The following is a 16,085-nucleotide window of genomic DNA, read 5'->3' as shown; positions in this document are numbered from 1 at the left end:
TAGATTGTCGCGCGACAAATACGGACGAAAGGCATATTCTGTCCACATGATTGCTTCGCTCCTTAAATCAGCCCTGTTGCTGGCGGGGGTTTCCACCATCGCGGTGACGTCGAGCGACGCACAGGATCAACTCGGCTGGGGCCGGGCAACACAGGTGCTGGCGGGCACGACCGCAACCAACGCCGCGCTGGCGGCGTCGATCGCCGAGTGGAAGGCGCTGCAACAACCGAGCGGCTATAGCTTCGAACGCTATGCCCGCTTTCTCCTCGCCCACCCCGGCTGGCCCGGGGAAATGGGCCTGCGGCGTGCGGCGGAGCGGTCGCTCGATCTGGGCGGTTGGTCGCCCTCCACCGTTGTCGCATTTTTCCACCGGTTCCCAGCTTTGACGGGTTCAGGCCGCACGCGCTTTGCCGAGGCGCTGGCGGCCACGGGCGTGCGCGAGGAGGCCAATGCCGCCGCCCGCGCCGCCTGGGTCGCAGGGTCGCTCTCCACCGCCGATGAAGCGCGGATCGTCACCGGCTTTGCGAACGCGCTGACGCCCTCCGACCATAATGCGCGGATGGACATGCTGCTGTGGCAGGGCGCGCTTGCGGCGGCACAGCGGCAGATGGCGCTGGTCAGCCCCGCCTGGCAACCGGTGTTCGCCGCCCGCCTTGCCTTCCGTACCAACGCCCCCGATGCGGCCGAGCGTGCAGTAGCGACCCAGCAATATGGCGCGGCCGATCCGGCCTGGCTGGCGGATCGCGCCAATTGGCTGCGGAGCACTGGTGCCTCCGCCAGCGCGCGCACCTTGCTGGCGCAGCGTCCGGCGCTGGCGATGACGCCCGGCAGCCCCGAACAATGGTTCGAAGTGCTGCTGACCAACGCCAAGGCAGCCGCAGCAGACGGTCAGGCGACGCTGGCATATGATATCGCCCGCAAGGTCAGCGATGCCTATCCTGCCGGCACCGATGTCAGCACCCGCCCCTATGGCGAGCGCGACGACTATACGAGCCTCACCTGGCTGGCCGGGCAGACCGCGCTGAAGCAACTCGCCCGCCCAGCCGATGCCGTCCCGCTGTTCCTGCTCTACGCCAGCGCATCGCGCACGCCGACGACGCAGTCCAAGGGGCTATACTGGGCCGGACGTGCGGCAGAGGCCGCCGGGCACCGCGACGAGGCCAATGGCTATTACGCGCGCGCGGCGGGCTTCCGCGACCTGTTCTACGGCCAATTGGCGAGCGAACGCATCGGCCAGCCGCTCAACCCGCCGGGCGACCCGATCCTGCGCCCGGTCGCGCCGGAAATCCGCGCGGCTTTCTATGCGCGCGAACGGTACGCGCCGCGCAATATCTCGGGACAACGGCGGCGTGGGTCGACCAGACCGCCTTCGTCCGCCAGATCGCGATCGACGCCAAGACCGATAGCGACCATGTCCTGTCGACCGAATTGTCGCGCACGCTTGGCCGCCCCGATCTCGGCGTGATGGTCGGGCGCAGCGCCCTGCAGAATGGCCTGAGCGAATATTCCACCGTCGGCTTCCCCAATGTCCGCGTGCCCGTCGCAAGCCAGGACGACTGGACGATGATCCACGCCATCGCCCGCCAGGAAAGCCAGTTCGACCGCGCCGCGATCAGCCATGCCGGCGCGCGCGGGCTGATGCAGTTGATGCCGGGCACCGCCCGCGACACCGCGACCAAGCTCGGGCTCAGCTACAATCCGTCGGCGCTGACCACCGATACCGATTACAACATCATGGTAGGATCGACTTATTTCCGGCACATTTACGGGATTTACGGCAGCTACCCGCTCGCCGTCGCCGCCTACAATGCCGGTCCCGGCAACGTGAACAAATGGCTCCGCGCCAATGGCGACCCGCGCCTGCCGGGCGTGGACATGGTCGACTGGATCGAGGCGATCCCGATCTACGAGACCAAGAATTACGTGCAGCGCGTGCTCGAAAATGCCGTGGTCTATGATTTGATGAACCCAAGCCGTTCGCGGTCGTCCGGCGCGAACCGGATCAGTTGGTATCTTGGGAAGAGCACCCCAGGCTGAAACACCCCATCTTGGGGATGACAGCGCACCGGCAGATGTGGTGTAGCATCCGCGATGGACGATCGCCCCAATTACATGACCCCGGCGGGCTATGCCGCGCTCAGTGCCGAATATCAGCAGTTGCTGGGCGATGAGCGCCCCAAGCTGGTCGACGTCATCTCCTGGGCGGCGGGCAATGGCGACCGCTCGGAGAATGGCGACTATATTTACGGCCGCAAACGCCTGCGCGAGATCGATCGGCGGCTGGGGTTTCTCGCCCGGCGGATGAAGGCGGCTAAGGTCATCGACCCAGCAGCGCAGCCGGACCGGGGGCGCGTATGGTTCGGGGCGACGGTGACGATCGCCGACCCTGAAGACTTTAGCGACACCGCCGAACGCGTACTGACGCTGGTCGGCGACGACGAGACCGACGCCGCCGCCGGGCGGATCGGCTGGAACGCGCCGATCGCGCGGGCGCTGCGGGGGGGCCGCAATCGGCGACGTGCGCCGCGTCACGCTCCCGGCAGGCGAGCGGCAATATGAGGTGATTGCGATCTCCTATCCGTGAAGAAACGCGAACACGCGACGGAAACTGCAGGATTTACGACGGAACCGGCAGGAACGACGATGACTTCGCGCACGTGATGCTACAGCACGGTAATCGCGCGCAAGACGATGCGCCGAGTAAAAGGTTGATGACAATGGCAGTGGTGCAGCGGGTGTTCGTCACCGGCAAGGTTCAAAATACGGGATTTCGGGACTGGGCGGTGCGCCGCGCGCAGGAATTTGGCGTGACCGGTTGGGTGCGCAATTTGAAGGACGGGCGGATCGAAATGCTCATCGCGGGCGAGGACGACGCCGTCACCGCCATGACCGAGGCGTGCCGACAGGGCCCTCCGCTCGCGCGAGTCGATCATCTGGAAGCCAATGCCGACGGCGAGCGCGTCCCCAAGGGGTTCACCAAACGCTTCACCGCCTGAGCGGCAGGCGGAACGGCGTGGTCCCGCCACGCCGTTCCGCCCAGCGCTTATCGCGTCAGCTTCTTGTAGGCGAGCCGCGTCGGGCGGTCTGCCGCATCGCCCAGGCGACGGCGCTTGTCTTCCTCATAGCTCTCGAAATTGCCCTCGAACCATTCGACATGGCTGTCGCCCTCGAACGCGAGAATGTGCGTGGCGAGGCGATCGAGGAAGAAGCGATCGTGGCTGATGACCACAGCGCAACCCGCGAAGGATTCCAGGGCCTCTTCCAGTGCGCGCAGCGTCTCGACGTCAAGATCGTTGGTCGGTTCGTCGAGCAGCAGGACGTTGCCACCCTCCTTGAGCATCTTGGCGAGGTGAACGCGGTTGCGCTCACCGCCCGAAAGCTGGCCGACCTTCTTCTGCTGGTCCTGCCCCTTGAAGTTGAACGCGCCGACATAGGCCCGCGTGCCCAGCTCCTGCTTGCCGAAGCGGAACACTTCGAGCTTGTCGGAGATTTCCTCCCAGACATTGTTGTTCGGGTCGAGATCATCGCGCGACTGATCGACATAGCCGAGCTTCACCGTCTGGCCGATCTCGATCGTGCCTTCGTCGGGGGTTTCCTGGCCGGTGATGAGCTTGAACAGCGTCGACTTGCCCGCGCCGTTCGGCCCGATCACGCCGACGATGCCGCCCGGCGGCAGCGTGAAATCGAGATTTTCGAACAGCAATTTGTCGCCATAGGATTTGGTCAGGCCCTTGGCCTCGATCACCTTGCCACCGAGGCGTTCGGGGAGCTGGATCAGGATCTGCGCCTTGCCGACCGCGCGGTTTTCCTGCTTCTCCATCAGCTCGTCAAACGCACGGATACGCGCTTTGGACTTGGTCTGGCGCGCCTTGGGGGTCTGCCGCATCCACGCCAGCTCGTCGGCAATCGCCTTGGCCTTGCCCTGCTCCTCCCGCTCTTCCTGCTCGAGCCGCTTCACCTTCTTTTCGAGATAGCCCGAATAGTTGGATTCATAGGTGTAGTACCGCCCGCGATCGAGCTCGAGCACCCAGTTGACGACGTTATCGAGAAAGTAGCGATCGTGGGTGACGAGAATGACGTTGCCGACATAATCGCGCAGGTAATTTTCGAGCCACGCGACGCTTTCCGCGTCGAGATGGTTGGTCGGTTCGTCGAGCAGCAGGATGTTGGGCTTTTCGAGCAGCAGCTTGCACAGCGCAACACGACGCTTCTCACCACCCGACAGGTTGGTGACGGCGCTGTCGCCCGGCGGGCAGCGCAAGGCTTCCATCGCGATTTCAAGCTGGTTGTCGAGGCTCCAGCCATCGGCCGCGTCGATCTTTTCCTGCAACTCGCCCATTTCGCCGAGCAGTGCATCATAATCGCAATCCTCGGGCGGATCGCCCATGATCGCGACGATTTCGTTATAGCGCTCGACCATCTGCGCGATCGGCCCGGCACCCATCTTGACGTTTTCGAGCACGGTCTTGGTTGGGTCGAGTTGCGGCTCCTGCGGCAGATAGCCGACCTTGATGCCATCAGCCGCCCATGCCTCGCCCGTGAAATCGGGGTCGATGCCGCCCATGATCTTCATCAGCGTGGATTTGCCCGAGCCGTTCGGCCCGATGATCGCGATCTTGGCGTCGGGCAGGAACTGCAGGTGGATGTTGTTGAGCACCGGCTTGGCGGCACCGGGGAAGGTCTTGGTCAGGCCCTTCATTACATAGCTGTACTGCACGGCCATCGGCTGCGGGCTCCGGGATCGAGAAGGATGGATTTGAGTGGCGGCAGATAGCGACCGCCAGCGCGCTTGGCAACGCGCCGACGACAGAGGTACCGCTCAGCGACAGGGGCGCAATCTTCGGAGGCGGATTTCGACGGTCCCATGCGATTCCCGTTGCAACCGCCCCGTGTCTTGGTCTTACTCTGGTGTTGACCAACCTTCCACCCGCCGCGCGGCAACGCCGCTCGGTGCTTTCCGCATCAACCCTTTGCCAACAGACGGGAACCGCCCTTGATAAAGCTTCGCGCCTTCGCCCCTGCCACGATGCTTCTCGCCACCACGGTGCTGGCGACACCCGCGCTCGCCCAGCGCGTCGCGCCGCCTGCGGTGGCGATCGCACCGACGGTGACCGCGCTGCGCGATGCGGCGCTGAAGGACGATGTTGCCTATGATATCGTGTCGGGCATCACCACCGAGGTCGGCCCGCGCCCGGATGGCTCCCCCGCCGAAGAACGCGCGCGGCAATGGGCCGTCGCAAAACTGAACGCACTCGGCTTCAAGAACGTGCGAATCGAACCCTATGAACTCAAGAACGTATGGGTGCGCGGCGTTGAAACCGCAGAAGTTCTGGGCAGCTATGCGCAGCCGCTGCGGCTGACCGCACTCGGCAATTCGGGTGCCACGCCCGCCGCTGGGCTGACGTTGCCCGTCGCCTATTTCGCCAGCTTCAATGATTTGCTGCTCGCCCCCGCAGGCAGCCTCACTGGCAAGATCGCCTTCGTCTCCAATGCGATGCAACCAACGCAGGATGGGTCAAGCTATGGCAGCCAGGGCATGGCGCGCTTCGTCGGGCCGACCGTTGCGGCCAGCAAGGGTGCGAGCGCGATCGTGATCCGCTCGATCGGCACCGACCACGGTCGCGGGCCGCATGCGGGCACGACCAACTTCGCGCCCGGCGTAACGCCGATCCCCGCCGCCGCGCTTTCGGTTGCCGACGCCGAAAATCTCGAGCGGATCGTCAAACTCGACAAGCAGGTGAAGCTGCACCTCACGCTGACGCCGACGGTGGTGCCAAGCCGCACGTCAGGCAATGTCATTGCCGAAGTGCCCGGCACCGACCCCGCGGCGGGGACGATCCTGATTGGCGGGCATCTCGACAGTTGGGATCTCGGCACCGGCGCGATCGACGATGGTGCGGGCATTGCGATTACGGCAGCCGCCGCCAAGCGTTTGCTGGATTCGGGCCCGCATCGCCGGACAATCCGTGTGGTGTGGTTCGGCGACGAGGAAACAGGCGGCTTTGGCGGCGCGGCCTATGCCAAGGCGCATGCCGGCGAAAACCACGCACTGGCATCCGAATCCGATTTCGGAGCGGATCGTGTGTGGCGCTTCGAAACCAATTTGCCCGAAAGCGCCAAAGCGGTTGGCGACCGTCTGGTCGTCGCGCTGGCCCCGCTCGGCATCGTGCGTGGTGCGGGTGTGGGGGGTGACGGAACCGATGTCGGTCCGACGCTCAAGACCGGCGTTCCGGCAGTTGATCTTAACCAATCGGGCTTGCGCTATTTCGACTATCACCACACGCCCGAGGACACGCTCGATCGTATCGACCCGGAACAACTCCGCCAGAATGTCGCCGCCTGGACCACGCTGCTCGCGATCGTCGCCGATGCGCCCGAAGCGATGGGCGCAGTGACCCCAAAGAAGTAACCATAACTCAACCCGTCGCAAATGTGGCGGAAAGGTGGCATTTGCGGTGACTTATGGCGAATTTAAGATTGACGCACCGCAGCAGGACGTTATGCCACGAGCCTTCGCGACGGCGTTGGGCCGTTCGTGAAACTGCTAATTTGCTTGGGAGCAATTGCATGAAGAAGATCGCCCTTGTTCTCGTTGCCGCCGGTGCCCTGTCGCTTGCTGCGTGCCACAAGAACCCTGAAGCAGCCGCCATCGAGAACAACGCCGACGTCATCGCCGACGGCATTGATAACAACGCTTCGGTCCTCGACGACGTTGCGTCGAACACCTCGAACGCTGCTGCTGCAGACGTGATCGCAAACTCGGCTGACGCGCTGCACGACAAGGCGGACAACGTCCGTGACGCAGGCGCAGCCAAGGCTGACAACGTTACCAAGTAAGACTGTCGGGCGTTTCGCCCAGGTCTGATGAATTGGGCGCTTCCTTCGCGGGAAGCGCCCTTTTTCGTGGCCGCTCAATATCCGCGTTGCGCGAGCACGACATTCAGCGCGTACAAACGCACCGCTATCTCGCGCCGATATGATATTTCGGGAGGGGACAAGGCCAGCGCCTTTGCCCAATATCGCTGCGCGGTACGGAAATCGCCCGCCTCCACATAGGCAAGTCCTTCAAAAAAGGGCGGCGCAGGATGATCCGGCGCAATCCGAGTCGCATGATCGAAGGCGAGCCGCGCGGCGGGCGAAACCGTATTATCATGCTGCGCCAGGGCGGTGCCAAGGCCAACCCACAAGGTTAAGCTGCGCGGATAGTGGCCAAGCCCCATCAGCACTACCTGCGCACCGCTGTCGCGGCTGCCACGTCGCATCAGCGCGTCGGATGCGACCAGATAGGCCCCATCCCCCGAAAATCGACCGAGCAACGCCCCGCGCAAATCGACGATCGAGGGATCGATCACGACCGTGGCGGCATTCGCCTGCGCCGGTCGGCCCGGCAGGGTTGCATGGCCCTGCATCGCGTACCCGACCGCCCCCAGCACCATGATGGGCACGACAACACCCCATAAGTGCGGCGAAACGCCCGCCCGCCACAGAACAAGAACGACCGTCAACGCAATCAGCGCCAGTGTCACCCAACCGTTCATTGCGGACCCATCAAGCTTGCCATCGCGTTACATTAGACCATTTTGTGTGCGCGTCGACGCGCAACCCCATGTCCGGCCGCGCGTTCGCCCACCAAACGGTCCAAGGAATCGATATCGTGAAACAGTTAATCGCTTTCGACCTCGACGGGACGCTCGCCGAGAGCAAGCAGAAGATCGGGGGTGAGATGGCAGGCTTGCTCAGCCAGATGCTCGCACGCGTTTCGGTTGCCGTCATCTCCGGCGGCGATTGGCCGCAATTCGAAAAGCAGGTGGTTGCGGCCCTGCCCGCCCCCGCCGCGATCGAGCATCTGTTCATCATGCCGACCACCGGCACCAAGCTCTATCGCTTCATCGATGGCATATGGAGCCCGGTCTATGCCGAGATCTTCGCGCCTGACGAGCGCGACCATATCCTAAGCGCGCTGACCGAAGCGACCAAGGAAGCGGGCTTTGCCGACGAGAAGATCTGGGGTGAGCGCGTCGAGGATCGCGGCAGCCAGATCACCTTTTCCGGGCTGGGGCAGGAAGCGCCGCTCGACGCAAAAAAAGGCCTGGGACCCCGATTTCGCCAAGCGCAAGGCGATGCAGGTGCTGCTGCGCAAGGCCCTGCCCGATCTATCAGTCAATATCGGCGGATCGACCTCGCTCGACATCACCCATGCGGGGATCGACAAGGCCTATGCGATGCGGCGGCTTGCCGAACATTCGGGCATCGCGACCGCCGACATGCTGTTCCTCGGCGACGCGATCTATCCCGGCGGCAATGACGATGCCGTGCGCGCAGCGGGCATGGACACGATCGCGGTGCGCGACGTGGCGGAAACCGCCACCGCCGTGCGTGCGATGATCGCCTGCCTGCCCGTGCGTTAGCCCCGGCCGATCAAGCGGCGCGCGATGCTGTCGGCCACGTCGGCGGCAGGCGCGCCGGTGCGGTCGCTTTCGTCCCATACTTCGATCAGACGATCCGGGATGCGGGCGATCCGCGCATTGACCTCGGCCTGGTCGCCCTGGCCGAGATATTCCAGCCCGACATTGATGATGCCGCCGGCGTTGATAACATAATCGGGCGCGTAGAGGATCCCGCGCGCCTGCAGTGCCGCGCCCTCGGCCTTGGTTGCCAACTGGTTATTGGCGCCACCCGCCACCACCGTGGTCTGCAACGCCGCGATCGATTCGGGGGTCAGGATCGCGCCCAACGCATTGGGGCTGACGATGTCCGCCTTGATGCCGAGGATCGCGTCCGCCGCCACGGTTTCGACGCCGAGCTCTTCAGCCAGCGCCTTTGCACGGTCCGCATTGACGTCCGCCAGCGTCAGCCGCGCGCCATCCTTGGCGAGCAGCCGGGCAAGACCACCGCCAACGCTGCCCACACCCTGGATCGCGACATGCACGTCCTTCATCACGTCCGCACCAAGACCACGCTTGGCGGCAGCCTTGACGCCGAGATACACGCCCATCGCGGTATAAGGTCCGGGATCACCGCCCGCGCTGCCTGCCGCGACCGGCAGGCCGGAGACGTGCTTGGTCATTGTCGCGATCGTCTTCATGCTCGCTTCGGACATGCCAACGTCTTCCGCCGTGACATACCGTCCGCCCAGCGATTCGACCACGCGGCCAAAGGCTTCCAGTTGCGCGTGGCTGATCGAATCGCCCGGCTTTTCCGCCAGCACGACGCCCTTGCCGCCACCCATGGGCAGGCCCGCCATCGCGTTCTTGAAGCTCATGCCACGCGACAGGCGCAGCGCGTCGGTGATCGCACCGTCGCTATCGGCATAATGCCAGAAGCGCACGCCACCCGCTGCCGGACCTAGCTTGGTCGAGTGAATCGCAATGACCGCACGGAGCCCCGAGGCAGGATCGGTGAAGAGGTGTACGCCCTCATGATCGTCGAAATCGGGGAAGCCCCAGCCGCTGGTCACGCTAGAATTCCTGGCTGCTTGAAGAAATGGGGCGACCGACGGGACTTGAACCCGCAACATCCGGCATCACAAGCCGACGCTCTAACCAATTGAACTACGATCGCCGCAGAGCAAGCGCCCCTAGCGGGCGGGGGGGGCCAGCGTCAAGAATACAAGCTCAAAATTTCCCCTCAACGGCGAGAAGATATCCATTGGGCATGTGCTGAAACCCGCTGCGCTCCAGCTTTTGCGCGGCCGCAGCGTCACTCGGCTTGGCCAAAAACTCGGCGCGAAAGCGTCCCGAATCCCACAACCGTACCGTCACTTGCTCGGTCCCGGCCTGGCTGACGAGCGGCAACAGCAGCGCGCCCGCATCACACCGCGCCGCGCCCGCCAGGCCCTGCCCCAGCGTGATTCCGGCGATATCGCACCCAGCGTTGCCTTGACGCGCCCTTCGGCGCGCTCGCACCGCCCGTCCACAAACCGCACGCTGACATCGTCCAGATCGATGGCCGTTATGGGCAGCGGCGCAAACGCGTCCCCGACGGGTACGCCAGCGGTCATCTGCTCGATTCCGACGCTGTGCCGCGAGACGCTGACCGCGCCGTGCAAGGCACGCCCGGTGCCCGAAGGGTGCCCCTCCAGCGCGAGTCGCGCGCGCCCCGCGAGCAAGGCCCATGGCGACAATGCAGCATCGACATCGCCCAAGGCGATGCTGCCCAGTTGCGCCTCGCGCAACGAGCCCGCCCACACGCTGCCACTGGCCGCACGCGCGGCAAAGCCGGTGCCATCCAGATCGAACCACGCCAGCGCGAACCGCAGCGGCAACAGCAGGATCAACGCCAGCACAAAGATCGCGCCGAACAGCGCCGCCGGTCCGGTGCGCAGACGGATCATTGGCCCTGCGCCTTCAACGTCATTTGTACCGCCACCGTGCGATCGCCATTGTCGGTCGTTCCCAAGCGATCGACCAGCATGCCCGACGCTTCGAGATCGGCGATCCAGCCGATCAAAGCCCCCGGCCGGGCCGAGGCGATCGTGATCTGCACCCGGTCGCCGCCCTGCGGTATGACACTGGCGAGCGCGAAACCGGCATCGTTGGCGCGCGTCCGCACCATCGCTTCGAGCGGCCCGGCCAGCGGCGCGGCGCGGTCGGCCTGCGCGGCCTTCACCGCATCGACCCGCGCTTGCGTCTCACCCAGGCGAATCACCGCATCGGCATGGCGCGTCCTGGCCGATTCGAGCGCATCGCCGAGCGGCACGACCAGGAAATAGCCCAGGGCGAGCACCGCCATCGCCGCACCGGCCAGCAGCAGATACTGCTCGCGCCGGGAGCGGGCGCGATACCAGAGGAGCAAGCGCTCGGTCATCGCGGCTTCACCATGATGTCCCCCGTCACGCGCCCGCCGACCGACTGGAACTGCCCCATCGGCGTAGCGCTGAGCCCGCTCGCTTCGATCCGGCGCTGGAGATCGAGAATCTGCCCCTCATTCTGCACGCCCACCGTCACGCGCATCGCGCCATTCGAATCGAAGGACAGCGTGCGGATCTCGGTACCGGGTGTCGCGCGCATCGCCGCGAAAACGGTCGCGGCGGTGCGGCTGAAGCCGAGCCCGCCGCCGCGCAACCGCTCGAGCCGCGCGCTGAGTTGGCGGTCAGCGTCGTTCACCGCCTCGCCGCGCGCCAGGCCACTGCGCGCTAGCAGATCGGCGCGGCGTTCGAGATCGTCGGCGGCGAGCGAATAGGTCAGCAGTTGAACGCAGGTGATCAGCAACGTCACCGCCAACACCGCCCCGGCCAGCCAGCCGAGCCGCCGGATCAACGCCCAATCGATCGCCGTGGCGACCACCTTCGCAAACGGCCCCTGTCGCAGGTTGAGTACGGGCGCATGGGCCGCCGCGATGATCGCCGCCTCCATTTGGTCGCGCGGCAAGGTCTCGGGCGTAACCCCGCCGGTGATAAGATCGGTCAGCCCGGCCTCGTCGGCAAAGCCGCTGGTCGGCCCCCGCACCACCCCCGCACCGCCGAGATCGGCGCGGACATAGCCCGCCTCCGGTCGCGGCAACAGCAACGGCGCGGGCAGCAGTACATCGGGATCGATGCCATAGTCTGCCAGGACGTTGAGCCAGTCCCGCATCTGGGTCGCCGCCACGACGGCGATCGGCCGTTCGACCAGCGCCTCCTCGCGCCCCACCGCGACATGCACTTCGCCAATCGGGGTTGCGCTCGCATCTGCGGCAAGCAAGCGCGCCGCCGCCACCGCCTGGGCGAGCGAGCGGTCGGGCAGTTCGGCCCAGTGCAGCGTCACCGCATCGGCGGGCACCACCGCGACCAGGCGTTCCTCGCCAACGGCGGCCAATACGGGCATCCCCTCGCCCCGCCCGGCCACGCCATCGCCCGCGATCCGCAGCCAACGCCACGCGGTGTCGTGCGTCGGAAGAAAGAGGACGAGCGTATCGGTCATGGTCGCTCACCCCATTGCCGCGATACCAGCCGCGCGGGAAGAGCCGTTGCGTCGATCAGGCCGCTTTGTTCCAAGCGAATACCGCCCAGCGCGACATCCACCCGCAGCGCAAACCATGTCGTCTTGACGTCGGTCTGCCCCGCGCCGCCCTCGCCCGCCGCCCCGGCGAGTGCCGACTGCGACCAGAACGCCCCCGCATTGGAAAAGCCCTTTGGCGGTCGCTGCAACAGCGCTTGGCGCACGGCCTCGACCGACAAAGTCTGGCCGAGCATTGCGATCAACGGCGCTTGTTCGGGCAGCACGGTATTGACGTTGATCTTCGAGGGGATGGCGACGGGCAACGTGCAAATCCACGGTCGCAGCCGATCGTAATCGAGGCGTGTAACGCCCGCGACCGCCCGCAATTCGCTGGGATCGCTCATCAACGTGTTGGCGGTGCGATAGGCGAGCTTGCCGCCGCCATAGACGTTATCCTCGGCACCACCATCGAGGGGGCTGTTGTCGCTGTCGATCCAGTCCGCCGCCGCCGCCGCAATCGCATCGGGGGAGCGCGCGGTGGGATCGACGAGCGCGATCAAGCGCGCGAACTGCGTGCGCGCCGGGGTATAAGCGGCATAAACGCCCGGCGTTGCCTCAATGGCGAGGCTGTTGAGGTTGAAGCAATTGCCGCCATCGGTGACGGTCGCGGTGGCGGTGCCGTTAGGAATCGGCAGCGCGAAGGGCTGGCCACTCCAGCCGCCCTCCAACGTCACCTTGTCCGGGCTTTTCGACAAAAGATCGCTGATCTTGAACACCGCGAGCGTTTCCGCCGCGAAAGAAAAAGGCGCGCGCCTGGTCGAGCGTGACCGCGTTGCTGCCCAGTCGCGTCGCCAACCGCAGCTTCTCGAGCGCGACCCCAGCCAATACCGCAATCACCGCCACCAGCAGCAGCACCGTCAGCAGCGCCGCACCGCGTTCGGATCGGGGGGCCTCAGCGCGCATTGGTCACGCGTTTGCCATATCCGGTGCCGACGAGGAACATCTCGCGCGTCTCGTCCCCCGGATCACGCACGATCCTGAGTTCCAGTGCATCGGGCAGCGGGTTCTGGTCATTGCCGACCCAGCGATCACTCCACGCGCCCTTCAGACGATAGCGCAGCGCAACCGTGCGGATGTGCGACAGGAGCGGCGTCGGCGGCAGCGCGGGGGCACCGTCGAGCATTGGATATGCAACACGGACGAGCGCGCCATCCTCGAGCCGATATTCGACCTTCTGTTCGGACGGGCGCGGCGCGCCGTCGAGGTTGCTCCAGCCGCCGCGCACCACGCGCAACAGCACCGCACCGTTGGTGCCCGGTTCGCCGATAAACGCCGGCAACATCTCGCCCCCCTCGCCGCGCGTCGGGCGCACCACCGCCTGCGCGAGGTCTGCGGTCAGGATTGCGGACAGGCGATTGCGCGCCGACACCGCCTCCAGTCTCGCCCCGGTCAGCCCTTGCGCCCGCACCGAGAACGACAGCAAAGCCACCCCCGCCGCCGCCAGCAGACCGAAAATCAACAGCGAGATCATCACCTCTATCAAGGTGAAGCCGTGTTCGGCCCGTCTGCTCATGGATTGGTCGCCCCGTCGCGCACCATCGTGATATGTCCGGCGCTGCGACCAGCCGGATCGAGCACGGTCACGTCGATACGCAATATGCGGGCGTCACCGGTCGGCTGCACCACGCGCGTCCACGCCCAATCACGCCCGCCATTCGCCTCGGTGCCAGTGGCCGAACCGATGGTCGGCGGGCGGGCATCGGTCATCGCCTCGATCGCGATGTTGCGCGCCACCATTTGCGCCATCAGCGTGGTGTCGAGCGTCGCTGCGCCGCGGATCGTCGCGCCCTCCAGCCGGATCAAGGCGAGCGCGGCCAGGCTGAACACGGCGAGCGCGACCATCATCTCGATCAGCGTGAAGCCGCGCGTCGCGGTGCGCACCCTAGCCACCGATCCGCACCGAACCGTCGGCCCCGATATGCACCACCACGTTCTCGCGCGACCGCGTGAGCGTCACGTCGAGCGGCCGATCGGCCATGCCGGTCGAATCGAACAGGATACGGTCGCGTGGTGTCGCGCCACTTGGCACCGCCCGCGTGCCGCTGCTCCAACGTGTCACCCGCAATGGCTTTTCCGCCATCGCCACCCATGCGCCGTCCTGCCGTTCGTCAAAACCATAGCCGCCCTCGGACACCCACACGCTGATCGGCCGCGCTCCCACCACCGCCAGATCATGCGCCGCGCGCGTCCGGGCGGCGAAGCGCGCGGCCTCGTCGGTCAGCCGCCCGCGCGGATCGGGCAGCGCCAGCACCACCACCGCGCTGGCCAGGCCGATGATCGCGATCACGATCATCAGCTCGATCAGCGTGAAGCCGCGCTCGCGCGCGTTACTGCCAGCTACCGATATCGGCATTGGCCCCCTCGCCGCCTTCCTTATGGTCCGCGCCCAGCGTCCACACATCGGCCTCGCCATGCGCGCCGGGAGACGCATAAAGATAGGGCTTGCCCCACGGGTCGAGCGGCAATTTCTTGATATAGCCGCCGCGCTGATATTTCGACGCGTCGGCGTCGGCGGGGGGTGAGACCAGCGCCTGCAAACCATCGGTGGTCGAGGGATAGACATCATTTTGCAGTTTGTAGAGATCGAGCGCGCCTTCGATCTGCGCGATATCGGCCTTGGCCTTGGTGATCTTGCCCCGGTCACCCAGCGGCAGCACATTGTAGGTCACGATCGCGGCGAGCAAGCCGAGGATGACGACCACCACCATCAGCTCGATCAGCGTAAAGCCTTGTTCGCTCGGGCGAACACGGCGGCGAGTGCGGGGAACAGACATTTCAGACCTCATTGTCCGGCAAGCGTGTTGAGTTGCAGGATCGGCAGCAGGATCGATAGCACGATCGTGGCGACAATGCCCCCCATCACCACGATGATGAGCGGTTCGAGCAGTGACAGCGCGGTGGTGGTGAAGCGATCGAATTCGCGCTCCAGATAATCCGCCGCGCGTTCGAGCATGTCGTCGAGCTGCCCCGCTGCCTCGCCCGATGCCGCCAGATAGGTCAGCAAGGGCGGGAACACACCCGTGCGCCGCATCGCCGCCGACAGGCTGCCGCCACCCCGGATCGATTCGATGATGTCGTCCGACGCGCGTTTGAGGCGGAGGTTGTGGATCGTGCCGCCGGTCAGCGTCAGCCCTTCGAGCAGCGGCAAGCGGCTCGCCACCATCGTCGCCAGCGTGCGCGCCATCCGCGCGGCGTGGAGATCGCGTAGCAACCGACCGAGCAAGGGGATCTTCAGGAGCCACGTATCGAAGGCGAGCTTCGCGCGGGGGTCTTTCAGCACCCGCCAAACGCCAACGCCGATCAGCGCGGCTCCCGTCAGCAATGCCCACCAATAGCCGACCAGGAAGGCCGACAGCCCCATCACCGCGCGCGTGAGGAAGGGCAATTGCTGCCCGACCGTGTCGAACTGTTCGACCACTTGCGGCACCACGAACACCATCAGCGCGGTTACCACCGCCATCGCCACCACCGCCAGCACCATAGGGTAAGCCAGCGTAGTGATAATCTTGCCGTTAATCTCGGCTTGCCGCTCCAGCAGCAGCGACAGGCGTTCGAGAATGATCGGCAGCGCGCCTGACGTTTCGCCCGCCGACACCATCGCGCGGTACAAGGCCGGGAAGCTCCTGGCCTCGCGCGCCATCGCCTCGTGCAGCCGCCGCCCTTCGACCACGCCGGCATGGACCGATTCGACGATCGCGCGGACATGCTCCTGCTCGGTCTGGCGCGCGATCGTGCGCAGCGATTCCTCCAGCGGCGACACGCGGTTGAGCGTGGCAAGCTGACGTGTGAACAGCGTCAATTGCTTGGTGCTCATGCGGCGACGGCCAAGGCGCAGGTCAGCCAGCAGCGGCTTGCCCTTGGCCGGGCGGCCCGAACCCGGCTCGACCTTGACGACATACAGTCGCCGCCGATCGAGCAACACGCGCGCATCATCGATCGACGGCGCCGCGATATGCCCGCGCGCCTCGCGCCCCTTGGTGTCGATCGCGAGATAATCGAAATCAGGCATGAGCCCCCCAAAACCCCTCTCCCTTTGGGAGAGGGAGGGGCCCGCCCGGCAAAGCCGGGCGGGAGGGTGAGGGCGACCGCCGAAACCAAAGGGTGCCA

General features: G+C 65.6%; 14 protein-coding genes, 1 tRNA gene and 4 pseudogenes. 6 read left to right on the top strand and 13 right to left on the bottom strand.

The genetic code is table 11. The features are described from left to right. Positions 1–46: 46 nt before the first annotated feature. From NW75_RS18630 to NW75_RS18620, 3 genes and pseudogenes are all read left to right on the top strand, one after another. Positions 47–2,037: pseudogene (locus tag NW75_RS18630) on the top strand (lytic transglycosylase domain-containing protein). Between the two features lie 54 nt (positions 2,038–2,091). Then, positions 2,092–2,584 (top strand): annotated as a pseudogene (locus NW75_RS18625) (GreA/GreB family elongation factor). Positions 2,585–2,717: 133 nt separating this feature from the next. Next, positions 2,718–2,996, top strand: coding sequence for an acylphosphatase (locus NW75_RS18620; protein ID WP_033966749.1), 279 nt, complete (start codon positions 2,718–2,720; stop codon positions 2,994–2,996). Positions 2,997–3,043: 47 nt separating this feature from the next. On the opposite strand, the gene ettA is transcribed toward NW75_RS18620, so the two are convergent. Further along, positions 3,044–4,723, bottom strand: coding sequence for an energy-dependent translational throttle protein EttA (gene ettA / locus NW75_RS18615; RefSeq protein ID WP_033966743.1), 1,680 nt, complete (start codon positions 4,721–4,723; stop codon positions 3,044–3,046). 303 nt (positions 4,724–5,026) lie between these two features. Between ettA and NW75_RS18610 the strand changes: the two genes are divergently transcribed. Beyond that, entirely contained in the window at positions 5,027–6,409 is a 1,383-nt protein-coding gene (locus tag NW75_RS18610; protein WP_405052998.1) for a M20/M25/M40 family metallo-hydrolase, read from the top strand. 158 nt (positions 6,410–6,567) lie between these two features. Further along, positions 6,568–6,837 carry a hypothetical protein gene (locus NW75_RS18605; protein ID WP_010403172.1) on the top strand — a complete coding sequence of 90 codons (270 nt, stop codon included), beginning with the start codon at positions 6,568–6,570 and terminating at the stop codon, positions 6,835–6,837. Positions 6,838–6,911: 74 nt separating this feature from the next. On the opposite strand, the gene NW75_RS18600 is transcribed toward NW75_RS18605, so the two are convergent. Next, positions 6,912–7,538 (bottom strand): tetratricopeptide repeat protein, encoded by a 627-nt coding sequence (locus NW75_RS18600; protein ID WP_033966742.1) that lies wholly within the window; start codon positions 7,536–7,538, stop codon positions 6,912–6,914. A gap of 116 nt (positions 7,539–7,654) precedes the next feature. Between NW75_RS18600 and NW75_RS18595 the strand changes: the two are divergent. After that, positions 7,655–8,408: pseudogene (locus NW75_RS18595) on the top strand (HAD-IIB family hydrolase). Here the strand turns inward: NW75_RS18595 and NW75_RS18590 are convergent. The 11 genes and pseudogenes from NW75_RS18590 to gspF form a co-directional block, all read right to left on the bottom strand. Then, positions 8,405–9,457 carry a Glu/Leu/Phe/Val family dehydrogenase gene (locus NW75_RS18590; protein ID WP_033966738.1) on the bottom strand — a complete coding sequence of 351 codons (1,053 nt, stop codon included), beginning with the start codon at positions 9,455–9,457 and terminating at the stop codon, positions 8,405–8,407. The pseudogene NW75_RS18595 and the gene NW75_RS18590 sit on opposite strands and share 4 nt — an antisense overlap. A gap of 27 nt (positions 9,458–9,484) precedes the next feature. Further along, positions 9,485–9,561, bottom strand: a tRNA-His gene (locus NW75_RS18585). Positions 9,562–9,757: 196 nt separating this feature from the next. After that, positions 9,758–10,333, bottom strand: coding sequence for a type II secretion system protein N (gspN, locus tag NW75_RS18580; protein WP_231565317.1), 576 nt, complete (start codon positions 10,331–10,333; stop codon positions 9,758–9,760). Then, positions 10,330–10,806: a type II secretion system protein GspM gene (gene gspM / locus NW75_RS18575; protein ID WP_033966737.1), complete on the bottom strand. Its 477-nt coding sequence runs from the start codon at positions 10,804–10,806 to the stop codon at positions 10,330–10,332. The genes gspN and gspM overlap by 4 nt, the downstream gene beginning before the upstream one ends. Then, on the bottom strand, positions 10,803–11,900 hold the full coding sequence (gene gspL, locus NW75_RS18570; protein ID WP_033966736.1) for a type II secretion system protein GspL: 1,098 nt from the start codon (positions 11,898–11,900) through the stop codon (positions 10,803–10,805). The genes gspM and gspL overlap by 4 nt, the downstream gene beginning before the upstream one ends. After that, positions 11,897–12,881: pseudogene (gspK, locus tag NW75_RS18565) on the bottom strand (type II secretion system minor pseudopilin GspK). Before gspK ends, gspL begins: the two are co-directional and overlap by 4 nt. Beyond that, positions 12,871–13,491 (bottom strand): type II secretion system minor pseudopilin GspJ, encoded by a 621-nt coding sequence (gene gspJ / locus NW75_RS18560; protein WP_052192511.1) that lies wholly within the window; start codon positions 13,489–13,491, stop codon positions 12,871–12,873. The pseudogene gspK and the gene gspJ overlap by 11 nt, the downstream one beginning before the upstream one ends. After that, positions 13,488–13,859, bottom strand: coding sequence for a type II secretion system minor pseudopilin GspI (gspI, locus tag NW75_RS18555; RefSeq protein ID WP_081988830.1), 372 nt, complete (start codon positions 13,857–13,859; stop codon positions 13,488–13,490). Before gspI ends, gspJ begins: the two co-directional genes overlap by 4 nt. A gap of 1 nt (position 13,860) precedes the next feature. Further along, a complete protein-coding gene (locus NW75_RS18550; RefSeq protein ID WP_033966733.1) occupies positions 13,861–14,331 on the bottom strand; it encodes a GspH/FimT family pseudopilin in 471 nt (156 codons plus the stop codon). Beyond that, positions 14,306–14,752, bottom strand: a complete 447-nt coding sequence (gspG, locus tag NW75_RS18545; RefSeq protein ID WP_081988829.1) for a type II secretion system major pseudopilin GspG — start codon at positions 14,750–14,752, stop codon at positions 14,306–14,308. The genes NW75_RS18550 and gspG overlap by 26 nt, the downstream gene beginning before the upstream one ends. Before the next feature lie 8 nt (positions 14,753–14,760). Continuing rightward, positions 14,761–15,987: a type II secretion system inner membrane protein GspF gene (gspF, locus tag NW75_RS18540; RefSeq protein WP_033966730.1), complete on the bottom strand. Its 1,227-nt coding sequence runs from the start codon at positions 15,985–15,987 to the stop codon at positions 14,761–14,763. Positions 15,988–16,085 lie beyond the last annotated feature (98 nt).

Source organism: Sphingomonas sp. Ant H11, from assembly GCF_000797515.1.
GTDB lineage: Bacteria > Pseudomonadota > Alphaproteobacteria > Sphingomonadales > Sphingomonadaceae > Sphingomonas.
Note: the sequence above shows the minus strand (reverse complement) of the source record. Positions and strands in the feature narration are given on the sequence as shown.